The organism is Planomonospora parontospora, assembly GCA_014647935.1.
GTDB classification, from domain to species: Bacteria; Actinomycetota; Actinomycetes; order Streptosporangiales; family Streptosporangiaceae; genus Planomonospora; species Planomonospora parontospora.
In genome coordinates, this window is record BMQD01000007.1 from 1 (window position 1) to 21,694 (window position 21,694).

The window sequence follows — 21,694 nt, forward strand, 5'->3', positions numbered from 1 at the left end:
ATCGGGATCAGGCGCGGGGGCAGTACGGTTCGCGGGACCGGGGGGATCGTCCGTCGTTCGGTCGGGATGACCGGCCGCGTGGTGGCGGGTATCGGGATCGGGACGATCGTGGTGGGGAGCGTCGTCCGTTCAACCGGGACGACCGTCCCGGCGGTCGGCCTTACGGTGACCGGGACGGCGGCTTCCGCGGTGAAGGCGGCTCCCGCAGCCGTTACAGCCGTGATGAACCGAGCGGTCGCCGCAACGACGAGGCGCCGGCTCGAGAGCGTGAGGAGCTGCCTCCGCTCGCTCCGGACATCACCGCCGAGGAGCTCGACAAGGAGATTCGCGAGGAACTGCGCTCTCTCCCCCTCGACCTCGCCGATCTGATCTCCCGTCACCTGGTGGCGGCGGAGCGGGCTCTCGGGGAGGAGGACGCCGAGCAGGCGTACGAGCACACCAAGGTCGCCCGCCGCTTCGCCGCCAGGATCGGTGTGATCCGCGAGGCCGTCGGCATCGCCGCCTATCGGGCAGGGCATTTCGCGGAGGCGCTCAGTGATCTGCGTGCCGCTCGCCGGATGACGGGGTCGGAGTCGTTCCTGCCGATCATGGCGGACTGCGAGCGCGGTCTCGGACGCCCGGAGCGGGCTCTCGATCTGGCCCGCTCCAAGGAGGCCGAGCGCCTCGACCGGGTGGGGAAGATCGAGATGGCCATCGTGGAGTCCGGTGCGCGCCGGGATCTCGGCCAGAAGGACGCTGCGGTCATCACCCTTCAGCGGCTGCCCGAGCTGCGTGACGAGCGTCCTCAGCCCTGGTCGGCGCGGCTGGCCTTCGCCTACGCCGATGCCCTGGCGGACGCGGGACACGAGGGTGCGGCCACGGAGTGGTTCGGTCGTGCGATGGCCTTCGACGAGGACGGCGAGACCGACGCAGCCGAGCGTTACGCCGAGCTCACCGGTGCCGTCATCGAGGACCTCGAAGAGGACGGTGAAGAGGGCTCTGCAGATTCAGAGGACGCGGAGACCGACGTGACCCGTGACAGTGTGACCCGTGATGCGGACGCCGACGAGGTCCCCGAGGACGGTACGGACATCGGGCTCGAGAGCTTCAGCGTGCTGGACGAGCAGATCGAAGATGACGACGATCTCGACGGGGACGACGAGCGGGTCATCGACGAGATCGCGGAGGAGGAGTCTCCCGCGGTCGAGGAACCGACCCGTGAGGAGGACGCCACGGAGCGGAAAGCCGTGCAGAAGCCCGAGACCGGTGTCGGTCCGGCCTTCATCGAGCCTGATTTCGGTGACATCCTCGATGACTCCGCCGAGGCCGACGACGACCGGGGCGGCGAGCACGAGGCCGAGGAGGGCGCCGAGAAGGACGCCGAGGACGGGAAGAAGTAGTCCTTGATCGGTCGGGGGCGAACCATCCCGGTTCGTCCCCCGACCGATTCGGCGTCTCAGGGCTGGACCCGGTCCAGCCAGTGCATGATGCCGGCGACGTTGGACGGGGCTCCACTCAGCAGTTCGAACTGCTCGGCGGTCGCGTCGTCGCTCCTGAGCGCCGCGTAACGCTCCTGCGTGCGTTCCCTGACCATGGCCACCGCATGGTCCAGGTCCATGCCCTCCGAGCGGGCCTGCCGGGTCAGATCGACCCAGATCCGGAGTTCCTCCGCAGAACGCCCCAGGGTCTCCGCCACGTCCGTGACCGGGCCGTAGTGGCTGAACAGCAGGCGCTGCGGGCGGAGGCCCTCGAACAGCGCGATGGAGTCCAGGGCGGTGTCCAGGTCGAAGTCCGGTGGAGGGGTGGCGGGACGCAGGTCGCCGGTCTGCGGGAGGTAGACGCCCGCGGCGTCTCCGACGTAGAGGTCTCCGGTGCCGGAGTCGATGAGCCCCACGTGATGCTTGGCGTGACCGGGGGAGTAGTGGCTGTGCAAGGCCCGGCCGTTGCCGAGGTCGACGGATCCGCTGTCGCCGAGCGCGCGGATCCGGGAGGCGTCGGTGGCGGACAGCTCACCGAACAGGACGTCCAGCTTGTCCCCCCAGACCATCCGGGCGCTCGCCATGAGCCGTGACGGGTCGGCGAGGTGCCGCGCACCTTTCTCGTGCACCACGATCTCCGCCTCGGGGTAGAACCCCGCGATGTCCCCGACACCGCCGGCGTGGTCCAGATGGATGTGCGTGACGACGACCGTCGCGAGATCGCGGGGACCGACCCCCAGCGAGGTCAGGGCGTCCCTGACCACCGGGGCCGAGGTGGAGGTCCCCGTCTCCACCAGGCAGGGACGATCCCCGAGGATCAGGTAACCCGCCGTTATACCGGAGTATCCGGCCATTCTCGTATCGATCTCGTAGACGTCCCCGCCAAGATCGGTGATGTTGTCCACAGGCCACCTCAGAACTGGAACCGGCGTCCCCAGAATGACCTTCTGGCCATCCCGGCGCAATTCTCATCGTAGAGAGTCGTCCTCGGTCAGCAGAGATCGAAGGAGGATCCGATGGTCGCAATGAGGTCGTCCTGGCGGGCCGTCTGCCCGAGACCGTTCAGGTCAGGTCGTTGCAGAGCGGCACCAGGTTCGGCACCTGGCGGCTGGTCGTCCGGAGACGGCAGCAGCAGGGGCGCGGCATCCGCGTGGACACCATCCCGTGCGTGGCGTTCGAGCCCGGTGTGGTCGAGACGGTGACCGGGTGGAGTCCCGACGACATGGTCGAGGTCGTCGGCTCCCTGCGGCGCCGGTGGTGGGGGAAGGACGGGGCGAAGGCATCCGGCTACGAGGTCGAGGTCCGTTCGGCGAGACGGCTCGAACATCGGCCCCCGGAGGCCTGCGACCAGCACGAGAGCGTCTCCGCCGGGGCTGCCCCCGCTCGCAGCTGAACCCTCCGGTCCCGTGACGGTGACACTCCGCCGACCGGCGCGCCGACCGGCGGAGATCTGATCGCCGGGGCTCCGACACCGGTCGGCCGGTTCCTCCGATCCCGTGCCCCTCTACCGGGGCGGGCCGCCCGGCGGGGGAGACCCGTCCTCTCCGGAAGGCTCGGGCCTCCGGTCCGGCTGCGCGGTGAGCAGGCGCAGGATCAGGCCGGTGCGGGGCTTGGGGCCGAAGGAGGTGGACTTGCGCGGGACCCGCTCGTTCTGCGCGGCGACGGCGAGCACGTCGTCGACCGCGAGGGGGTTCAGCAGCACGGCGGTCCCCCCGCTGTCACGGGCGAGCCGTACCGCGGCCTCGGGGTCGTGGTGCACGATGCGCACCGAGTGCTCGTCGTCCTGCATCCCCCAGACCTTCGGCAACAGGAACTCCGCGAGGACCGAGGTGTTCAGCGCACTCCACCGGGCGGAGCGGTCCGCGGGCATGGCGTGCTCGAGCTGGCAGGGGTCGGGATCGGTGAGCAGGTGCGTGGGGCCTCCGTCGGACAGCAGGAAGGCGGGGCCGGTGGCCTCCTCCAGCGCGGCGAGGCCCTTGGCCAGGTCGGCGTGCTCGTGGACCTGCCAGGCGCCTCTCGCGCGGGCCACGGCCTCGCCGAGCGGCAGATCCGGGATGACCCGATGGATGGCCTTCAGATCCGGTGGGTAGGCCTCGACGTCCACCAGGAGGGCCAGGCCGAAGTCCCAGGGCCCGGGCTCGTCCCTCCCGGTGTGGGAGCCGGCCGCGTGGTGCTCCGCCTGCAGTGCGCGGTAGGTGGCGTAGCGGTGGTGACCGTCGGCGATGAGGGCGCTGCGGCCGCGCAGGTCGTCGTCGAGTTCGGAGAGCTCGGCGGGGTCGGTCACGGCCCAGAGCCGGTGGCGCACCCCGTCCCGTGTCTCGGCTTCGGTCAGCGGCGGGCGGGTGGCGGCGACCCGGTCGACGAGACGGGTGGCAGCGCCGCCCCGGCCCTCGTAAAGGAGGAAGATGGGTTCCAGGTTGGCCTCGGTCGTGCGCATGAGGGCGAGGCGGTCGGCCACCGGGCCGGGCATGACGTCCTCGTGAGGCAGGATCACCCGCTGCTCGGGGGCGGCCAGGCCCACGTCTCCGATGAGCCCTCGCTGGAGCACCCCCTGCCCGGTCTGCTCGTAGACGTACACCGCGGGTGCCGCGTCGACGACCAGCACCCCGGAGGAGAGCCAGGATCCGAGGACCTCACGGGCCTCGGCGTAGCGGTGGCGGTCGGCTCCGGGAAGGATCAACCGCACGACGTTGTTGGGGTGGGAGTCGAGAAGCTCGCGCACGTCGTTCTCCGCGATGAGATCGTAAGGCGGCGAGGTCACCTCGGCCAGATCGTCGACCGCGAACCGCACGCCGCGGAACGGACGCAGCACCAGTCCGTCGGGTACCGGCAGTTCAGGATTGGCCATACGGGGCATGCTGCCATAAGGCCTGGAACGTCCGGATATCGCCCTGCGGGTGTGGTGGTGCCGCTCCCACCAGGGAAATCGGTCGGATCTGCCGCCTGTCGATGAAGGAGGCCTTGGCAATGGTCGAAGGACGCGGTCCGTCTGATTCCCCCGATTCCGGCCTCGGATCCGAGGCGGGTGCGCCGGTGGGGAACGTCTACGAGTGGTTCCAGCGCGGGATGAGACTCCTGGCCGAGGGGAGCCCCGCGGCCGCCGCCGCGCTGCTGGAGCGCGCCGCCGACGCCGAGCCCGAGTCGCGGAGCATCCGCGAGGCGCTCGCCCGCGCCCAGTTCAACTCCAGGCGCTACGCCGAGGCCGTCGACAGTTTCCGCTGGATCGTCGATGCCAACCCGACCGAGGACTACGCCTACTTCGGACTGGGCCTGGCCCTGTGGCGGACCGGGGACATGGAGGCCGCCCAGGAGCCGCTGGCCATCGCCGTCGCGATGCGGCCCGACCAGCGCCATTACGTCTCGGCGCTGAAGAGCGTCCGCGCGACGCTGCGCGCCCGCCGGACGTGACCGGGAACGAACCCCTGAGGGGCGCGGCCGGGGCGGATGGTGGAATGATCCGGTGGACTCACAGACGCTGATCGACGCCTATGACACCCTCCTGCTGGACCTGGACGGGGTCGTGTACCTCGGCCGGAGCGCAGTGCCCGGGGCCCCGGAGGCTCTGCGGCGGGCGGAGGGACGCGGCGTACGGCTCGCCTACGTCACCAACAACGCCTCCCGCACCCCCGCCGCGATCGCCGGTCACCTGAGCGAGCTCGGCGCCCCCGCGACGCCCGCCGACGTCGTCACCTCGGCGCAGGCGGCGGCGCGGCTGGTCGCCGAGCGGGTCGCCCCGGGGTCGGCGGTCCTGGTGGTGGGGGGCATGGGGCTGCGTGCCGCACTGCGCGCCCACGGCCTGCGCCCGGTCAGCACCGCCCTGGAGGAGCCGACGGCGGTGGTGCAGGGCATCGCGCCCGACCTCTCCTACGGCCTGCTGTCGGAGGGCGCGCTGGCCGTACGGCGGGGGGCCCTGTTCGTCGCCGCGAACGCGGACTCGACCATGCCGACCGGCCGGGGAGAGCTGCCGGGCAACGGCGCGATGACGCGGGTGATCGCCGCCGCGACGGGGGTGGAGCCGATCGTCGCCGGGAAGCCGGAGCCGCCGCTGCACCGTGAATCGATGATCCGGACCGGTGCGGCCCGGCCGCTCGTGGTCGGAGACCGGCTCGACACCGACATCGAGGGGGCCCGCAACGCCGGGGTGGACAGCCTGCTGGTGCTGACCGGCGTCGCGGGCCCCCTCGACCTGCTGACCGCCGGGCCCGGGCAGCGGCCCACCTACCTCGCCGCCGACCTGTCCGCGCTGCACCGGCCGTACACCGCCCCGGGACGGGACGGCGGAGGATGGACCTGTGCGGGCTGGGCCGCCCGGTGGGCCGGGGGGAGGCTCCGGCTGGAGGGCGGGGGCGAGCCCTCCGACGGGCTGCGGGCGGCCTGTGCCGCCGCGTGGGAGGCCGCCGGGGACGAGCGGGCGGATGAGGACGCGGTGAAGGACGTGCTCGCCTCCCTGCTCCGGGGCGACGCGCTCTCCGGGGGGCCCGGTCTGCGCGGGTGAGCCGGGATTCCGGGAGATCGACCCCGCGGTTCCGGGCGGCTCGGGTCTCCTGTGCACGCCGGGCCGCTCGGACCACCCGGGTCAGCCGGATCACCCGGGGCGCGCAGGGGACCGGCCGACCGGCCCACCGGGACCGGACCGTCCGAACCCCTGCCGACCGGACGGCCGGGGATCAGACCGTCCGGCCCCCGGGTGTCCGGACGATTCCCGGGTGCCCGGACGCTCCCCGGGTGCCCGGACGCTCCCCGGGCCGCCGGGCCATACGGGTGCTCAGAGGAGTTTGCGGAGGCGCATGAGGTCGCCGAAGCTGGCGTCGATCTTGACCCGTCCGCCGAAGACGGCGCGTCCCATGTCGAGCTCGCCGTTGACGAGCGCGACCAGGTCGTCGCTGCCGATGGTCAGCTTCACCGCGGGGGAGGCGCCGTCGGCCGGAGGGCCGTCATCGAAGGGGCCGAGGCCGCCGTGGTGGATGCGGCCGTGGAAGGTGACTCCCAGGTCGCTGACGTGGCAGCTGATGGTGCGCTCGACCACATGCTTCGCGCGGTCCTCCGGGGCGATCTCGTCGAACTGCTCGCCGAGCTTCCGAAGTGCCGCCCGGCACTCGTCGATGGTCGCCATCGAGTGGCGCTCCTTTCTCCTTGAGGACCGGCCCGGATCCCATTCCCTATGGACGGTAGCGTTCCACATGGACGCGGTGCGCGATCCGGGGCGGCGGGCGCGCCGGGGACCGGCCCGTCCCCGCCCGGGCCGTCGCGGGACGCGGGAGCGGCCGGCGGCTCCGTCGGGATGACAACGAGCGGGGCATGCGCGATAGTTCGCGGGCGGCTCGGTTCGGGTAGGCCCGATCCGCTCCGCCCGCGCGGCGGAGCGCGGACGGGCGGGCTCCGGCCGGGACCCGGGGGCGGGATCCGGCCTCCCGGGAACCGCCCGTGCCGCGGTGATCGAGGAGGTATGGTTGTGTCGATCGAACATGTGATCGATTACCGGCTCGCCGGCCGGATCTCCCCGTCCCGGTGTGCCCGGAAGGGCGCCGCGACGGCGAAGAGCACCTCCGGAGGGGGCGCATGACGGACCTGCGGGATCTCTCGGAGCAGACCGGGGACGAACGGGTGGACACCGCGCTGCGGGGCCTCGCCGTGCTCGGCGACGTGCCGGTGGCGGCGCACGTGGGCGTGTTCGAGGAGGTCCTCGCCGGGCTGGAGGACGCGCTCGCCTCGGCGGACGACGCCCAGGGCGGTTCCCGATGAGCCGGCGGGCACGTCTCGACAGCGAGCTCGTCCGCCGGAAGCTGGCCCGCTCCCGTGAGCAGGCGGCCCAGCTCATCGAGGCGGGCCGGGTCACCGTCGGAGGCCGGACGGCGGCCAAGCCCGCCACGCAGGTCGACACCGCCTCGGCGATCGTGGTCACCGAGGCGGAGGAGGGACCCGACTACGTCTCGCGGGGCGCGCACAAGCTCGTCGGGGCGCTGGCGGCGTTCGGCCCGGAGGGGCTGCGCGTCCGGGGGCGGCGCTGCCTGGACGCCGGCGCGTCGACCGGCGGGTTCACCGACGTGCTGCTGCGCGAAGGCGCGGCGCACGTGCTCGCCGTCGACGTCGGGTACGGCCAGCTCGCCTGGTCGCTCAGGACCGACGAGCGGGTCACGGTCATGGAGCGGGTCAACGTCAGGGACCTGACGCCCGAGATGGTCGGCGAGGCCCCCACGCTGGTCGTCGGCGACCTGTCGTTCATCTCCCTGCGGCTGGTGCTGCCCGCCCTGGCCGCCTGCGCCGCCCCGGAGGCGGACTTCGCGATGCTGGTCAAGCCGCAGTTCGAGGTCGGCAGGGAGCGGGTCGGCGCGGGCGGCGTCGTCCGCGACCCGGTGCTGCGCGCGCAGGCCGTACGGGACGTCGCCGGGGCCGCGCGGGCGCTCGGCCTGGTCGTGCGGGGCGTCACCGCCAGCCCCCTCCCGGGCCCCTCGGGCAACGTCGAGTACGTGATCTGGCTGGGCAAGGGGGAGGGCGCTCCGCCGGTGGAGGACATCGACGCGGAGATCGCGCGCGCGGTGGCGGAGGGTCCGCAGTGACCGCGCGGCCCCAGGCCGGGCCCCCGGCGACTCCCGGGACGGGGCAGTCGGCCGGCTCTCGGGCGGCGCAGGCGGCCGGGTCCTCATCCGGGTCCTCGTCCGGGTCCTCCGCAGGACGGGTCGCGGCGTCGAAGCGCACCGTGCTCGTCACCGCCCACACGGGGCGGGAGGCCGCCGTCGACAGCGCCCGGATGGTGATCGGCCGGCTCGTCGAGGCGGGCCTGACCGTGCGCGTGCTCGGCGCCGAGGCGGAGGCCGTCGCCTGCCCGGGGGTCGACGTGGTGCCCGCGGGCCTGTCCGCGATCCAGGACGCCGAGATGATGATCGTCCTCGGCGGAGACGGCAGTCTCCTGCGGGCCGCCGAGCTGGCCCGCCCGGCCGGGGTCCCGCTGCTCGGGGTCAATCTCGGGCACGTGGGCTTCCTCGCCGAGGCCGAGGTGGAGGACCTGGCGGCGGCGGTGGACTGCGTGGTGCAGGGGCGCTACGACGTCGAGGAGCGGATGACGATCGAGGTCACCGCCCGCCTCAACGGGCAGGTGCTGGCCGACACGTGGGCGCTGAACGAGGCCACCGTGGAGAAGCGCGAGCGCATGCTCGAGGTGGTCGCCGAGATAGACGGGCGGCCGCTGTCGCGGTGGGGGTGCGACGGGGTCATCTGCGCCACGCCGACCGGTTCGACCGCGTACGCGTTCTCCGCCGGAGGGCCGGTCGTCTGGCCCGAGGTGGAGGCGTTGCTGCTGGTGCCGATCAGCGCGCACGCGCTGTTCGCCCGGCCGCTGGTGGTCTCGCCCCGCTCCGCCCTGGCGCTGGAGATCCAGCCGCAGACCGCGGGCGCGGTGCTGTGGTGCGACGGCCGCCGCCGGTTCGACCTGCCCGCCGGGGCCAGGGTCGAGGTCCGCCGGGGCGAGGTGCCGGTACGGCTCGCCCGGCTGCACGGTGTGGAGGACACCGGGGCGCCGTTCACCGATCGGCTGGTGGCCAAGTTCGACCTCCCCGTCCAGGGGTGGCGCGGCCGTACGAGGCCCTAGAGTCCGTCCGCGGACCCATGTTCTGCCGCGCGGCCCCGGGGTCGCGCGTCCGGGCGGTGGCAGGTGCGAGCGCGTAGGATCGTGCCCGCGCACCGCACTGATGTTCGGTCGATTCGATGTGACGGGAGGGACCAGTGCGACCCAGGGTCGAGGAGGTCCGCATCCAGGGGCTCGGCGTGATCGACGAGGCCGTCCTGGCGTTGTCGCCGGGATTCACCGTGGTCACCGGTGAGACCGGTGCGGGCAAGACCATGGTGGTGACCGGTCTCGGGCTGCTGTTCGGCGGCCGGGCCGACCCCGCCCGCGTCCGTCCCGGGGCCGACAAGGCCACCGTCGAGGGCACCCTCGTGGTCGACCCGCGGGGCCGGGTGGCCCAGCAGGTCGAGGACCTCGGCGGCGTGGTCGAGGACGGCGAGCTGATCGTCTCGCGCACGGTCTCCGCCGAGGGCCGCAGCCGGGCCTGGCTGGGCGGGCGCGGCGTTCCGGTGGGCACGCTCACCTACCTGGCCGAAGACCTGGTGGCCGTGCACGGGCAGATGGACCAGCAGCGGTTGCTGCAGCCGGGCCGCCAGCGCGCCGCGCTCGACCGCTACGCCGGTGACGAGCTGGTCAAGCCGTTGCGCGCCTACGAGCAGGCCTACAAGCGGCACCGGGAGGTCGCCGAGCAGCTGGCCGAGCTCACCACCAGGGCCAGGGAGCGCAGCCAGGAGGCCGACCTGCTCAGGTTCGGGCTGGAGGAGGTCGAGAAGGCCGATCCCAAGCCGGGGGAGGACGCCGGCCTGCTGGAGGAGGAGGAGCGGCTCTCCCACGCCGACGCGCTCAGGACCGCCGCGGAGACGGCGCACACCGCGCTGCTCGGCGACCCCATGTCCGCCGAGCAGGCCGTGCAGGACGCCGCCTCGCTGGTCGGGCAGGCGCGCGCCGCGGTCGACGCGGTCCGCGACTTCGACCCGGCGCTGGCCGGGCTCGCCGACCGGCTCGCCGAGGCCGGCTACCTCATCTCCGACATCGCCACGGAACTGGCCGGCTACGCCGAGTCGATCGAGGCCGATCCGGCGCGGCTGGCGGCCGTCCAGGAGCGCCGGGCCGTCCTCACCCACCTGGTGCGCAAGTACGGCGAGGACACCGCCGCAGTGCTCGGCTGGGCCGAGCAGGCCGCGCGCCGCCTGGCCGAGCTGGAGGGCGACGACGACCGGATCGGCGACCTCACCCGCGAGCAGGAGGAGCTCACCGGCCGCCTGACCGAGCTGGCCGCCGAGCTGACCCGGATCCGCAGGGCCGCCGCCGAGCGGTTCGGACGAGCCGTCACCGAGGAGCTCACCGCCCTGGCCATGCCGCACGCGCGCGTCGTGGTCGAGATCGGCCAGGCGGCCGACTTCGGCCCGCAGGGCGTGGACGAGGTCGAGCTGCGCATGTCCCCGCATCCGGCGTCGCCGCCGCTGCCGCTCAACAAGGGGGCCTCGGGCGGTGAGCTGAGCCGTGTCATGCTGGCCATCGAGGTGGTGTTCGCCGGTGCCGACCCGGTGCCGACGTTCGTGTTCGACGAGGTCGACGCGGGGGTCGGCGGCAAGGCCGCGGTCGAGATCGGGCGGCGGCTGGCCCACCTCGCCCGCACCGCGCAGGTGATAGTGGTCACACACCTGCCGCAGGTCGCGGCCTTCGCCGACCAGCACCTGGTCGTGGAGAAGGCCGACGACGGCAGCGTGGTGCGCAGCGGCGTGGTGGCCCTGGACCGGGACGGCCGGATCCGCGAGCTCTCCCGCATGCTGGCGGGTCTGGAGGACTCCGAGCTCGGCCGGGCGCACGCCGAGGAACTGCTGGCCGCGGCGGCCGCGGCCAAGGAATGAGCGGTCCGTCCGCACGTCCGGGCGGGCGCGCCCGGACGGCGGCGCGCGGCGCCGGGGTTGACACGCCGCCCGGTACGGGACTCTCCCGCTCTCTCCCTCTGGCAGGATGGACACGATGAAGGTTCCGACTGACGGGCTGCAACGCAGGCTCAACGGATACCTCCGCCGCAGGAAGGTCACGGACCTTCCCGGGGTGACGGCAGTGGCGAGGATCGACCGGCGGACCAAGAGGCTGACAAAACGCCTCCAGGCCGGGGAGATCGCAATCATCGATCACGTGGACGTCGACCGGGTGAGCGCGGAGGCGCTTGTCGCGTGCGGCGCGGCGGGCGTGGTCAACGTCGCCGCGGGCATCAGCGGCCGCTACCCCAACATGGGGCCGCAGATCATCATCGAGGCGGGCGTGCCGTTCGTCGACAACGCCACCTCCGAGCTGTTCGAGCGGATCAAGGACGGCGATCTGGTCCGCCTGCACGAGGGCGCGGTCTACCTCGACGACGAGCTCGTGGGCAAGGGCGAGGTGCAGACGGCCGAGTCCGTCGAGGCCGCGATGGCCGAGGCGCGGGCCGGCCTGACCGTCCAGATCGAGGCGTTCGCCGCGAACACCATGGAGTACGTCCGCCGTGAGCGGGACCTGCTCATCGACGGGGTCGGCGTGCCCGACATCCGGACCGACATGGAGGGGCGCCACGTCCTCATCGTGGTCCGCGGCTACCACTACAAGGAGGACATCGCGGCCCTGCGCCCCTACATCCGGGAGTACCGCCCCGTGATGATCGGCGTCGACGGCGGCGCCGACGCGCTGCTGGAGGCCGGCTACATGCCGGACGTCATCGTCGGTGACTTCGACTCGGTCTCCGCCAAGGCGCTGTCGTGCGGCGCGGAGCTGGTCGTGCACGCCTACCGGGACGGCCGGGCGCCGGGCCTGGAGCGGGTCGAGCAGCTCGGGCGCGAGGCCGTGGTCTTCCCGGCGATCGGGACCAGCGAGGACATCGCGATGCTGATCGCCGACGACAAGGGCGCCGAGCTGCTCGTCGCCGTCGGCACCCACTGGACGCTGGAGGAGTTCCTGGACAAGGGACGGTCCGGCATGGCCAGCACCTTCCTCACCCGGTTGCGGGTGGGCAGCAAGCTCATCGACGCGAAGGGCGTCAGCCGGCTCTACCGCAGCCGGATCTCTACTCCGTCCCTGCTCCTGCTCGTCGCCACCACGCTGATCACCATGGGGGTAGCGATCTTCGTCTCCCCGGTGGGCAAGATCTGGATCGACAGCCTCCGCGACGTCTGGAGCAGCTTCACCTTCTGGCTGGTCGGACTCTTCTCGTGATCGATTTCCGCTATCACCTCGTCTCCATCGTCGCGATCTTCCTCGCGCTCTCGGTCGGCATCGTGCTGGGCACCACCCTGCTGGAGGAGCCGGCCATCAAGACGGCCGAGACCCTCGCCGACCAGCTCAGCAAGGGCAACACCGAGCTCCGCGACCAGCTGGACGTCCTGCGCAAGCGCGAGGCCGGAAACGACGCCTTCGCCGCCGCCCGGACCCCCGAGCTGGTCCGGGGCGGGCTGGCCGGGCAGAGCGTCGTGATCGTCGAGGCCCCCGGCGCCACCGCGGCCGTCCGCGACGCGGTGCAGCAGACGATCTCCGACGCCGGGGCGACGGTGACCGGCCGGGTCACCCTCACCGAGAAGTACGTCGACGCCGAGCAGTCGGGCTTCGTCGACCGGCTCGCCCTCGCGGTCAAGCCGGCGAGCGTGGTCTTCCCCGCCGAGGACACGCCGTACGACAAGGCCGCGGCGGTGCTGGCCAGCGCGATCGTGACCGCCGATCCCACCCAGACGGGCAAGGAGAACCCGGAGGCGGGAGGGATCCTCGACGCCTTCGAGCGCGCGGGGCTGCTCAGCGTCACCGGGACGGCCGCCACGCCCGCGGCCGACGGCCGGGAGGCCTCCGCGGCGCCGGAGGGGCGGCTCTTCCTGGCGGGCGCGGCGGTGCTGATCGCGCCCGCGGAGCCGTACGCCGGGGAGAGCGCGGCCGCGCAGGCGGACGCGATCGCGGCGACGGCGCTCGGCCTGGACGAGGGTTCCCGGGGGAGCGTGCTGACCGGCACCGCGGCCGCCACCACGGCCGGCGGGGCCCTGGCCGCACTGCGTGAGAACGCCGTGGCCGCGGAGAAGGTCTCCAGCGTGGACACCGCCGATATGCCCGCGGGCCGGGTCGTGGTGGTCTACGCTCTGCGGGAGCAGTTGGCCGGCGGCGTCGGCCAGTACGGCATCGGCACCGGCGCCTCGGCCTTCGAGCCGACCGCGCCGACCCCGGTGCCGTCGGCCTCCCCGCCCCCCACCGCCGATTCCGGAGGATGATCCGATGGCTCGTCGCGCTCTTCTCGGAGCCCTCGCCGGTGCCGTGCTCGGCGCCGCGGCGGCCCGGGCCGCCTATGCGGCGTTCACCCGCAGGCCGCCGGTCGGCGACGCGGAGACCTGGAACCGGACCAACCACCGGGGCGAGCCGATCACGCTGCTCGAAGGGCCCGCGTTCGTCGCGGGCGCGGGCGCGGCGGCCGCGGTGCTCCCGGGGTTCCCGGTACGGCTGCGCGCGGCCGCGCTGCTGGCCGTCGCGGGCGGCGGCGGGTTCGGCGGCTACGACGACCTGTACGGGGTGACGTCCTCCAAGGGCTTCAAGGGCCACCTGACCGCCCTGTCCAAGGGCGAGGTCACCAGCGGCGCTGTGAAGATCATCGGGATCGGCGCGACCGGCCTGGCCGCCGCCGCGCTGACCTCCCGGGGCGGCGCCGACACGGCGGTCAACGGCGCGCTGGTCGCCGGGAGCGCGAACCTGGCCAACCTCTTCGACCTGCGCCCCGGCCGGGCGATCAAGGTCGGGCTGCTCTGCGGCGCGCCGCTGCTCGCGGCCGCGGTCCGGCGCGACGACCCCGTCCGGGCCGGACTGGCCGCGCTCTCGCTCGGCGCGGCCGCCGCGCTCCTGCCTGAGGACCTGGGTGAGCGGGCGATGCTGGGCGACGCCGGGGCCAACGCGCTGGGCGCGCTGCTCGGCCTGGCCGCCTCCGTCACCCTCGGCCGCCCGGGCCGCCTGGCCGTGCTCGGCACGGTCGTGGCGCTGACCGCCGCCTCGGAGAAGATCAGCTTCACCAGGGTGATCGCGGGCAACCCCGTGCTCCACAGGATCGACATGCTCGGCCGCCGCCCCGTGGAGCAGGCGCCCGGCCACCGATGACCACGAGGATCGGTCAGGGGGTCGCGGGAGCGGCGCTCCTCATCGGAGCGGTGACCGTCGCGGCCCGGATCGCCGGCTTCGGCAGGTACTACGTCCAGTCGCACACCGTCGGCAACGCGTGCCTGGGCACCGCCTACACCACCGCCAACTACGTGCCCAACATCGTCTTCGAACTGGTGGCGGGGGGCGCCCTGGCGGGCATGGTGGTGCCGGTGCTGGCCTCGGCGGCCGCCCGGTCCGGTGACGATCCCCGGGCCAGGGCGGAGGTCGGACGGATCACCTCGGTGCTGCTCACCTGGACGATGCTGGCCCTGGTGCCGCTGACCCTGCTGGTCGCGGTGCTCGCCGGGCCGGTCGTCGCCCTGCTGGTCAGGCTGCCGGAGGGCTGCGACGCCGCGCAGGTCGTCGAGGTCGGCACGCGCATGCTGGTCGTCTTCGCCCCCCGGGTGATCTTCTTCGGGCTCGCCGTCGTCCTGTACGGCGTGCTCCAGGCGCACCGGCGCTTCATGGGACCCGCTCTCGCGCCGCTGGTCTCCAGCCTGGTCATCGTCGCCTCGCACCTGCTGTTCGCCCGGTTCGACGGGGACGCGGCCGGGAACCTGGGCGCGCTGGACCCGGCCGGGGAGCTGACCCTCTCGCTCGGGGCGACGGCGGCGGCCGCCGTGATGGTGCTGACCGTGATCGGCCCGGTGGCCCGGCTCCGGCTCCGGCTGCGCCCGGCGCTCTCCTTCCCGCCGGGCGTGGCCGCCCAGGCCAGGCGGCTGGCCACGGCCGGTCTCGCGGTGCTCGTCGCCCAGCAGGTCGCGCTGACCGTCGTGGTCGTGCTCACCAACGAGTTCGGCGGAGAGGGCAGGATCACCTTCTACACCTACGCCTGGGCGCTGTACCAGCTGCCGTTCGCGGTGCTCGCCGTACCGGTGGCGACCAGTTCCTTCCCCACGCTGTCCGTGCGCGCGGCCGACGGGGACCGTGCGGGCTTCGACGCGCTGGCCGCCTCCACCACGCGGACCATCGTGCTGGCGATGGGGCTGTCGGCGGGCGTGATGGCCGCGGTCGCGCTGCCCGTCTCCCGGCTCTTCCTGGAGGACACCCCGGGCGGTGAGGGCGGGAGACCGGGGGAGATGGCGGAGGCCGTGGCGCTGTTCGCGCCGGGGCTGATCGGCTACGCGCTGGTGTTCCACCTGGCCCGGGTGCTGTACGCCTGCGGCCGGGGCCGGTCGGCGGCCCTCGCCTCGGTGGCGGGATGGGCCGTGGCGCTGGTCGCGCAGATCGTGCTCGCGAGCACGGCGGAGGACCCGGCCGACGTGGTGGGGCGGCTGGCGCTGGGCAGCACGGTCGGGATGACCGCGGGCGGCGTGCTGCTGGCCGGCGCGGTGCTGCGAGCCCGAGGAGCCGCGGCGCTCGCCGGGACGTGGCGCGCGCTGCTCGCCGCGCTGGCGGGCGGGGGCGCAGGGTACGGCGCCGGGCTGGCCGTGGCGACGGCCTTCGATGACGTGCCGAAGTGGATGTGCCTGCTCACCGGGACCGGGGCCGCGCTGGCTGCCGTGGCGGCGTTCGCCGCCGTGGCCGCGGCGGTCGACGGGCCGGACGCCAGGGCACTGCTCGCCCGGCTGCCCGGAGTCGGGAAGTCACGCGGCGGCGAGCCGGGTGCGGCGGGTGGACGGTCCGCGGGCGGGGCGCCCTGCGGAGACGGGAGGGAACGGGCCGATGGCTGAGACGGGGACGCGGGTGGCGCTCGTGCTGGGGACCAGCGCGGGCGGGGTCGGGCGGCATGTGGCGATGCTGGCCGGCGGGCTGCTCGGCCGGGGCTGCCGGGTGGTGGTGGCCGGGCCGCCCGATACGGACGCGGTCTTCGGGTTCGCGCGGCTCGGTGCCAGGTTCGTGCCGGTGCCGATCTCCGACCGGCCGCGCCCGGGCGGGGACCTGCGGGCCGTACGGGCACTGCGGGGACTGCGGGGGGCGGACGCCGTGCACGCGCACGGGTTGCGGGCGGGCGCACTGGCGGCGCTGGCCCTGAGCGGGACCGGCACGCCCCTGGCGGTGACCCTGCACAACGCCGCCACGGCCGGAGGCGCGATCGGCGCGGTCTACCGGGTGCTGGAGACGATCGTCGCCCGCCGCGCCGACCGGGTCCTGGCGGTCTCGCCCGACCTGGGGGAGCGGATGACCGCGCTGGGGGCCCGGCGGGTCACGGCGGCCGTGGTCCCCGCACCGGTCCTGGCCGCCTCGGGACGGTCACCGGAGGAGGTCCGGGCGGGACTCGGCGCGGGGGACCTGCCGGTCTTCCTGACCGTCGCCAGGCTGGCCCAGCAGAAAGGGCTGGAGACGCTCCTCGACGCGGTGGCCCGCCTCGCCTCCGGCCCGTCGCCGCAGGCGCTGTTCCTCGTCGCGGGCGACGGGCCGCTCCGGGAGGGGCTGCAGCGGCGGATCGACCGGGAGGGGCTGCCGGTGCGGCTGCTGGGCAACCGGGACGACGTGGCCGACCTGCTCGGCGTGGCGCGGGCGCTCGTCGTGCCCAGCAGGTGGGAGGGGCAGCCGCTGAGCGTGCAGGAGGCGTTGCGGTCGGGCACGCCGGTGGTCGCCACCGCCGTCGGGGGGATCCCCGGGATGGTCGGTGAGGGCGGGCTGCTGGTGCCGTACGGCGACGCCGCCGCGCTCGCCGACGCGGTCGCCCGGGTGCTCGGCGACGACGGGCTCGCCCGCAGGCTGGCAGGGAAGGCCGTCCGGCGGGGCCGCGAACTGCCGGGGGAGCAGGAGGCGCTGGACGCGGCGCTGGAGGTCTACCGGGGGTCGTGGCGTTGACAGGAGGCGCTGGAAGTCTGCCGCGGGTCGTGGCGTCGACAGGAGCGCTGGACGCGGCGCCGGAGGTCCGCCGCGGGCTGTGGTGTCGATCGGAGCCCGGGCGGAGGAGCGGCCGGGGAGCCGGGGCGGAGGCTCTCAAGAGTGGCGCTCGAAACGGGCGAATTTCAAGAAACCGGGAACAATCCTCCCTGCTCATGGGTTGGATTAGGTGCCACCCAGCCGGATCCTTATACTGGCTTGGTTAGGGGGGGAGTATCCCTTCGTGACAGTCTCGTCATCACGGTGCCGCCTCGATCCACGAGGCCCCCGGGGCTGTCGGTCCACGCGTGATCTGCAGATGCGATCCGTGCCGGGCGGGAGAGACCTCCGGCATTCAGCCATGCGCGCCGGAGGGTTAACAAGAACATGACTGTACCCACGTGGGCCTGGATCGCCGTGATCGGCGGTCTTCTCCTGGTCCTCGCCTTCGACCTGTGGATCGTCGACCGGGGCGAGCCCCGGGAGTTCTCCATGCGGCAGGCGAGTTTCTGGGTCGGCTTCTACGTCACCCTCGCCGCCGTCTTCGGCGTCGTCCTGTGGATCTTCGCGGGGCCCACGCCCGCAGGGGAGTTCTTCGCCGGCTACCTCACCGAGTACAGCCTGAGCATCGACAACCTCTTCGTCTTCTACATCATCATGACCCGCTTCGCGGTGCCCAAGATCCACCAGCACAAGGTGCTGCTGGTCGGCATCCTGCTGGCGCTGGTCATGCGCGGCATCTTCATCGCAGTCGGCGCCGCCGCCCTGCAGAACTTCGGCTGGCTGTTCTACATCTTCGGCCTCTTCCTCCTCTACACCGCAGTCCAGCTGGTCCGCCAGCACGGCCACGATGACGAGGAGTTCACCGAGAACGCGGTCCTGCGCTGGGCCCGCCGGGCGCTGCCGCACACCGACGACTACGTGGGCTCGAAGGTCTTCGTCAGGATCGACGGCAAGCGCCTGGTCACCCCGATGCTGATCGTCATGATCGCTATCGGCACGACCGACCTGCTGTTCGCGCTCGACTCCATCCCGGCGATCTTCGGTCTCACCACCGACGCGTTCATCGTCTTCACTGCCAACGCGTTCGCGCTGATGGGGCTGCGCCAGCTCTACTTCCTGCTGGGCGGCCTGCTGCAGCGGCTGGTCTACCTCAGCTACGGCCTGGCGTTCATCCTCGGGTTCATCGGGGTTAAGCTGATTCTTGAGGCGCTGCACTCCAGCGGCGTCTCGTGGGCACCCGAGGTGCCGATCTGGATGTCGCTGTCGGTCATCGGCGTCACCATGGTGATCACCACCGTGGCCAGCCTGGCCAAGTCGCGGCGTGATGTGCGCAAGGGCAACCAAATCGCCACCTCTGCGGAGAGCAAGCAGGTCTAGCGGATTGGTGCGGAAGGCGCTTTGCTTGTCTCGTCGCGCCGTAAAAGGGCTGAGAGATCGGTAGCATCCTCCCCCAGAGCGGGTAGACATACCGGTCTAACGCCGCAAGACATCACAAAAGGTTCCCTGTGTCCCACGATTCAGCAAGCCAACCGTCAGGCCGCATGCGGCTGGCGCGTGGCGTCTCTCCGTGGCTGCTCCCGACGGTGGCGGCCTCTGCCGTGACCTCGCTGCTCAGCCGCCGTGACAGGCGCTGGGCGCTGGCGGCGGTCCCGCTGACCGCGCTCACCGGCGGCATGCTCTGGTTCTTCCGAGACCCGGAGCGCACGCCCGGTCCCGGGCGGATCCTGTCGCCCGCGGACGGCGTGGTGCAGAGCATCGACCCGTGGCCGGACGGCCGCACCCGGGTGGCCATCTTCATGAGCCCGCTCAACGTGCACGTCAACCGCGCGCCGCTGGCCGGCACCGTCACCTCGGTGGAGCACGTGTCCGGCGGGTTCCTGCCCGCCTTCGACAAGGACAGCGACAAGAACGAGCGGGTCGTGTGGCACCTGGACACCGCGCTCGGCGACCTGGAGCTCGTCCAGATCGCGGGCGCGGTCGCGCGCCGCATCGTGCCCTACCTGGCGGCGGGAGCCAAGGTGGCCAGGGCCGAGCGCATCGGGCTGATCCGGTTCGGCTCGCGAGTGGACGTCTATCTCCCCGAGGGGATCGCTCCCGCGGTCTCCGTCGGGCAGAAGACCGTCGCAGGGGTGACCGGCCTTGACCGCGGCTGACGCGGGCTGGTCGATGGGCGGGGCGGACGACGAGCCCCAGGGCCCCGTCGGCAAGGCGTTCCGGCTCTCGGCGGCGGACTCGCTCTCGCTGGGCAACGCGCTCTGCGGCTTCCTCGCCGTCTGTGTGCTCGCCTGGTCGGCGATCACCTCCCTGCAGCAGACCAGCAAGTTCGAGGCCAACCCGCAGTTCTTCGGCACCGCGGTGGTGCTGCTGCTGCTCGGCGCCACCTGCGACCTGTTCGACGGCCTGGTGGCCCGGCGGTTCCGCGCCTCGGCGATGGGCGCCGAGCTCGACAACCTCGCGGATGTGATCAGTTTCGGCTTCGCCCCCGCGTTCATGGTGGTCATCTGGGGCGGGTTCAACCCGCGGGTGCCGTTCCTGATGGTGATGGCCGCCGCGGCGTCGGTGCTGCTGGCCGGTGTCATCCGGCTCGCGCGCTTCGCCTGCGTGAAGACCAAGAGCGGCGACTTCATGGGCCTGCCCATCCCGATGGGCGCGATGACCGTGATCGCGATCGTGCTGCTCTTCGAGCCGTCGGTCGGGGCCGTGCTGCCGATCTTCGGCATCGCCTACCTCATGGTGAGCCGGATCGAGTACCCCAAGCCCAAGGGGAACGTGGCGGCCGTGGTGCTCGCCTGGATGATGATCAACGTCGCCTGCCTGACCATCTGGGCCGCGGGGCTGGCCGGAGGCGACACCCTCATCAAGGTCGGCGCCGTCATGCAGATAACGATCGTGGCGGCCATCCCGCTGCGCATCCTGATGTTCAAGCGGGAGCAGCGCAAGGAGCGCAAGGAGTCCGAGCGCGTCGGCTGACGCGCCGGCCGGTCCCGCGGCGCGCGCCGCGGGACCGGACCGCTCGTCCTCCGTCCGGCCCCGCAGGCCGGGGGCGGGGTGGGTGCCCTACCAGCCGCGCTCGCGCCACTCCGGCAGGGAGGGACGCTCGGCGCCGAGCGTGGTGTCCCTGCCGTGGCCCGGGTAGACCCAGGTCTCGTCCGGGAAGCGGTCGAAGATCCGCTCGGACACGTCCGTGAAGAGCTGCTCGAAGCGCTCCGGGTCCTTGTTGGTGTTGCCGACCCCGCCGGGGAAGAGCGAGTCGCCGGTGAACAGGTGCCCGTTGTAGTGCAGGGCGATCGAGCCGGGCGTGTGACCGCGCAGGTGGATGACCTCCATGCTGACCACGCCGACGGTGACCCCGTCGCCGTGCTCGACCGTCAGGGTCGCCGGGACCGGCAGCGCCGGGGCGTCCAGCGGGTGGGCGATCACCATGGCGCGCGTGGCCGCGGCCACCTCCTCCAGGGCCTGCCAGTGGTCACCGTGCTGGTGCGTGGTGACGATCTTGCTGATGGGCATGCCGCCGATGAGCTCCAGCAGCCGGTCGGCCTCGGCCGCGGCGTCGATCAGCAGGCCGTCGCCGGTGTCGTTGCAGCGCACCAGGTAGGCGTTGTTGTCGAACGGGCCCACGGCGAGCTTCGAGATCGTCAGGGCGGGCAGCTCCCGCACGTCGGCGGGACCGCCCACGTGCACGTCGCCGGTGTAGGTCACGGGTACTCCTCGGGAGGCGTCCCGGGAAGGCCGGGAGGCGCGGTCAGGGCCATCCACGGCGGCGGCGCGGGCACCGGCCCGGCCGAGGGCTGGTTGCCCGTGCTCCCCTCCGGCATCACCCTGAGCCCGCCCCCCTGCGTGCGGCCGGTGACCCAGCACAGCAACGCCCACGGGTCGCCCTGGACCACCGGGCCGGAGCCCAGGTCGCGCCAGACCTGGTGGTGCAGGTAGTCGTCTATCGTCTCCTCCACCACGATCTCGCTGACCGGGCTCTGCTCCCTGGGCCAACACACCATCGCGTCGTGCAGCTCCCGGCGCACGAACGCCTCGGGCCAGTCGGCCGCGGTGTAACCCGCGCCGAGGTCCACGTGGTGGACCTCCGTCTCGCGCAGCCGGCGGACCAGGACGTACCACGCCGGGTGCTCGGGCGGCCGGGTCCCGCTCACCATGGCGGACCAGGCTTCGGCGGGCAGGCCCCGGAAGGCGGCGGCCAGCCTCGCCGAGCTCTCCTCCAGGTCGGCGAGCTGCTCCTTGGCGGAGCGGGCGGCGCCCGCCTCGATCTCGGCCTCCCGGCTCTGCGGGTCGGGGTACTGCGGGGTCTCGACGCCCGTCCTGGCCCACTCGGTCAGGTTGACCAGGCTGTCGGCGTTGCGGGCGAGATGGGTGAGCAGATGGCCCCGGGTCCAGCCGGGAAGGCGGGAGGGCTGCGCGACGTCGGCGTCGGAGAAGGAGGCCGCGGTGCCGAGGAGGCGCTCCGTCGAGGCCGAGAGCTCGGCCTGAAGTTTCTCTAGCAGATCCATTCCCCTACTCCATCATTGCGGCGGCGGCCGCGCCAACATCCCCGGCGGCGCCATGCCCGGGCATAAAAGAACCGGTTCACGCGGTTGAAACGGGAAGCGGCCCGTCGGGCGCGGGCGGAGGCCGTACTCTGGGGCGAGCGGGGAGCCCCGGGTTCCGGGCGCCCGCGCCGGGAGACCGCCGGGCGAGATCGCCGGCGGGAAACTGTCGGACCCCGTCGCTAGTCTTCCCGCGACCGCTTCTCAACCCTCTA

The 21,694-nt window shown here is 73.1% G+C and carries 21 protein-coding genes and 1 pseudogene; 16 read left to right on the top strand and 6 right to left on the bottom strand.

Annotation, left to right across the window (positions count from 1 at the left end):
• The coding region (locus IEZ07_RS12680; RefSeq protein WP_301549320.1) for a hypothetical protein at positions 1-380 on the bottom strand (380 nt) is incomplete at its 3' end.
• Positions 381-383: 3 nt separating this feature from the next.
• Here IEZ07_RS12680 and IEZ07_RS12685 point away from each other — a divergent pair.
• Positions 384-1,379 carry a hypothetical protein gene (locus IEZ07_RS12685; RefSeq protein ID WP_191894947.1) on the top strand — a complete coding sequence of 332 codons (996 nt, stop codon included), beginning with the start codon at positions 384-386 and terminating at the stop codon, positions 1,377-1,379.
• A 56-nt stretch (positions 1,380-1,435) separates the two neighbouring features.
• Here the strand turns inward: IEZ07_RS12685 and IEZ07_RS12690 are convergent, their stop codons facing one another.
• Positions 1,436-2,362 (bottom strand): MBL fold metallo-hydrolase, encoded by a 927-nt coding sequence (locus IEZ07_RS12690; protein ID WP_191894948.1) that lies wholly within the window; start codon positions 2,360-2,362, stop codon positions 1,436-1,438.
• Between the two features lie 131 nt (positions 2,363-2,493).
• Between IEZ07_RS12690 and IEZ07_RS12695 the strand changes: the two genes are divergently transcribed.
• Entirely contained in the window at positions 2,494-2,850 is a 357-nt protein-coding gene (locus tag IEZ07_RS12695; RefSeq protein WP_275413808.1) for a single-stranded DNA-binding protein, read from the top strand.
• A 111-nt stretch (positions 2,851-2,961) separates the two neighbouring features.
• On the opposite strand, the gene IEZ07_RS12700 is transcribed toward IEZ07_RS12695, so the two are convergent.
• Positions 2,962-4,314 (bottom strand): DUF1015 family protein, encoded by a 1,353-nt coding sequence (locus tag IEZ07_RS12700; protein WP_191894949.1) that lies wholly within the window; start codon positions 4,312-4,314, stop codon positions 2,962-2,964.
• A gap of 110 nt (positions 4,315-4,424) precedes the next feature.
• Between IEZ07_RS12700 and IEZ07_RS12705 the strand changes: the two genes are divergently transcribed.
• Together IEZ07_RS12705 and IEZ07_RS12710 are read left to right on the top strand one after the other, a co-directional pair.
• Positions 4,425-4,865 (top strand): tetratricopeptide repeat protein, encoded by a 441-nt coding sequence (locus tag IEZ07_RS12705; protein ID WP_191894950.1) that lies wholly within the window; start codon positions 4,425-4,427, stop codon positions 4,863-4,865.
• Positions 4,866-4,917: 52 nt separating this feature from the next.
• Positions 4,918-5,952, top strand: coding sequence for an HAD-IIA family hydrolase (locus IEZ07_RS12710; RefSeq protein WP_191894951.1), 1,035 nt, complete (start codon positions 4,918-4,920; stop codon positions 5,950-5,952).
• Positions 5,953-6,222: 270 nt separating this feature from the next.
• On the opposite strand, the gene IEZ07_RS12715 is transcribed toward IEZ07_RS12710, so the two are convergent.
• Positions 6,223-6,570: an SCP2 sterol-binding domain-containing protein gene (locus IEZ07_RS12715; protein WP_191894952.1), complete on the bottom strand. Its 348-nt coding sequence runs from the start codon at positions 6,568-6,570 to the stop codon at positions 6,223-6,225.
• 446 nt (positions 6,571-7,016) lie between these two features.
• Between IEZ07_RS12715 and IEZ07_RS12720 the strand changes: the two genes are divergently transcribed.
• From IEZ07_RS12720 to pssA, 12 genes and pseudogenes are all read left to right on the top strand, one after another.
• Complete coding sequence (locus tag IEZ07_RS12720) at positions 7,017-7,199, top strand: hypothetical protein (protein WP_191894953.1); 183 nt, start codon at positions 7,017-7,019, stop codon at positions 7,197-7,199.
• Entirely contained in the window at positions 7,196-8,014 is an 819-nt protein-coding gene (locus tag IEZ07_RS12725) for a TlyA family RNA methyltransferase (RefSeq protein ID WP_191894954.1), read from the top strand. The genes IEZ07_RS12720 and IEZ07_RS12725 overlap by 4 nt, the downstream gene beginning before the upstream one ends.
• Positions 8,015-8,142: 128 nt before the next feature.
• A pseudogene (locus IEZ07_RS12730) lies at positions 8,143-9,042 on the top strand (NAD kinase); the annotation flags it as partial.
• 134 nt (positions 9,043-9,176) lie between these two features.
• Entirely contained in the window at positions 9,177-10,889 is a 1,713-nt protein-coding gene (recN, locus tag IEZ07_RS12735) for a DNA repair protein RecN (protein WP_191894956.1), read from the top strand.
• A 115-nt stretch (positions 10,890-11,004) separates the two neighbouring features.
• Positions 11,005-12,216, top strand: a complete 1,212-nt coding sequence (gene steA, locus IEZ07_RS12740) for a putative cytokinetic ring protein SteA (RefSeq protein WP_068898997.1) — start codon at positions 11,005-11,007, stop codon at positions 12,214-12,216.
• On the top strand, positions 12,213-13,250 hold the full coding sequence (locus IEZ07_RS12745; protein ID WP_191894957.1) for a copper transporter: 1,038 nt from the start codon (positions 12,213-12,215) through the stop codon (positions 13,248-13,250). Before steA ends, IEZ07_RS12745 begins: the two co-directional genes overlap by 4 nt.
• Positions 13,251-13,254: 4 nt before the next feature.
• Positions 13,255-14,121: a hypothetical protein gene (locus IEZ07_RS12750; protein ID WP_191894958.1), complete on the top strand. Its 867-nt coding sequence runs from the start codon at positions 13,255-13,257 to the stop codon at positions 14,119-14,121.
• Positions 14,118-15,836: a murein biosynthesis integral membrane protein MurJ gene (gene murJ, locus IEZ07_RS12755; RefSeq protein WP_191894959.1), complete on the top strand. Its 1,719-nt coding sequence runs from the start codon at positions 14,118-14,120 to the stop codon at positions 15,834-15,836. Before IEZ07_RS12750 ends, murJ begins: the two co-directional genes overlap by 4 nt.
• Entirely contained in the window at positions 15,829-16,923 is a 1,095-nt protein-coding gene (locus IEZ07_RS12760) for a glycosyltransferase family 4 protein (RefSeq protein WP_191894960.1), read from the top strand. The genes murJ and IEZ07_RS12760 overlap by 8 nt, the downstream gene beginning before the upstream one ends.
• Positions 16,924-17,328: 405 nt before the next feature.
• Complete coding sequence (locus tag IEZ07_RS12765; protein WP_191894961.1) at positions 17,329-18,321, top strand: TerC family protein; 993 nt, start codon at positions 17,329-17,331, stop codon at positions 18,319-18,321.
• 164 nt (positions 18,322-18,485) lie between these two features.
• The gene (locus IEZ07_RS12770) at positions 18,486-19,097 is read left to right on the top strand and encodes a phosphatidylserine decarboxylase (RefSeq protein WP_068899004.1); all 612 of its coding nucleotides are present in this window, start codon (positions 18,486-18,488) and stop codon (positions 19,095-19,097) included.
• On the top strand, positions 19,084-19,914 hold the full coding sequence (gene pssA, locus IEZ07_RS12775; protein ID WP_084008581.1) for a CDP-diacylglycerol--serine O-phosphatidyltransferase: 831 nt from the start codon (positions 19,084-19,086) through the stop codon (positions 19,912-19,914). The genes IEZ07_RS12770 and pssA overlap by 14 nt, the downstream gene beginning before the upstream one ends.
• 87 nt (positions 19,915-20,001) lie before the next feature.
• On the opposite strand, the gene IEZ07_RS12780 is transcribed toward pssA, so the two are convergent.
• Together IEZ07_RS12780 and IEZ07_RS12785 are read right to left on the bottom strand one after the other, a co-directional pair.
• Positions 20,002-20,643: an MBL fold metallo-hydrolase gene (locus IEZ07_RS12780; RefSeq protein ID WP_191894962.1), complete on the bottom strand. Its 642-nt coding sequence runs from the start codon at positions 20,641-20,643 to the stop codon at positions 20,002-20,004.
• Positions 20,640-21,443 carry a maleylpyruvate isomerase family mycothiol-dependent enzyme gene (locus IEZ07_RS12785; protein WP_191894963.1) on the bottom strand — a complete coding sequence of 268 codons (804 nt, stop codon included), beginning with the start codon at positions 21,441-21,443 and terminating at the stop codon, positions 20,640-20,642. The genes IEZ07_RS12780 and IEZ07_RS12785 overlap by 4 nt, the downstream gene beginning before the upstream one ends.
• Between the last annotated feature and the right edge of the window lie 251 nt (positions 21,444-21,694).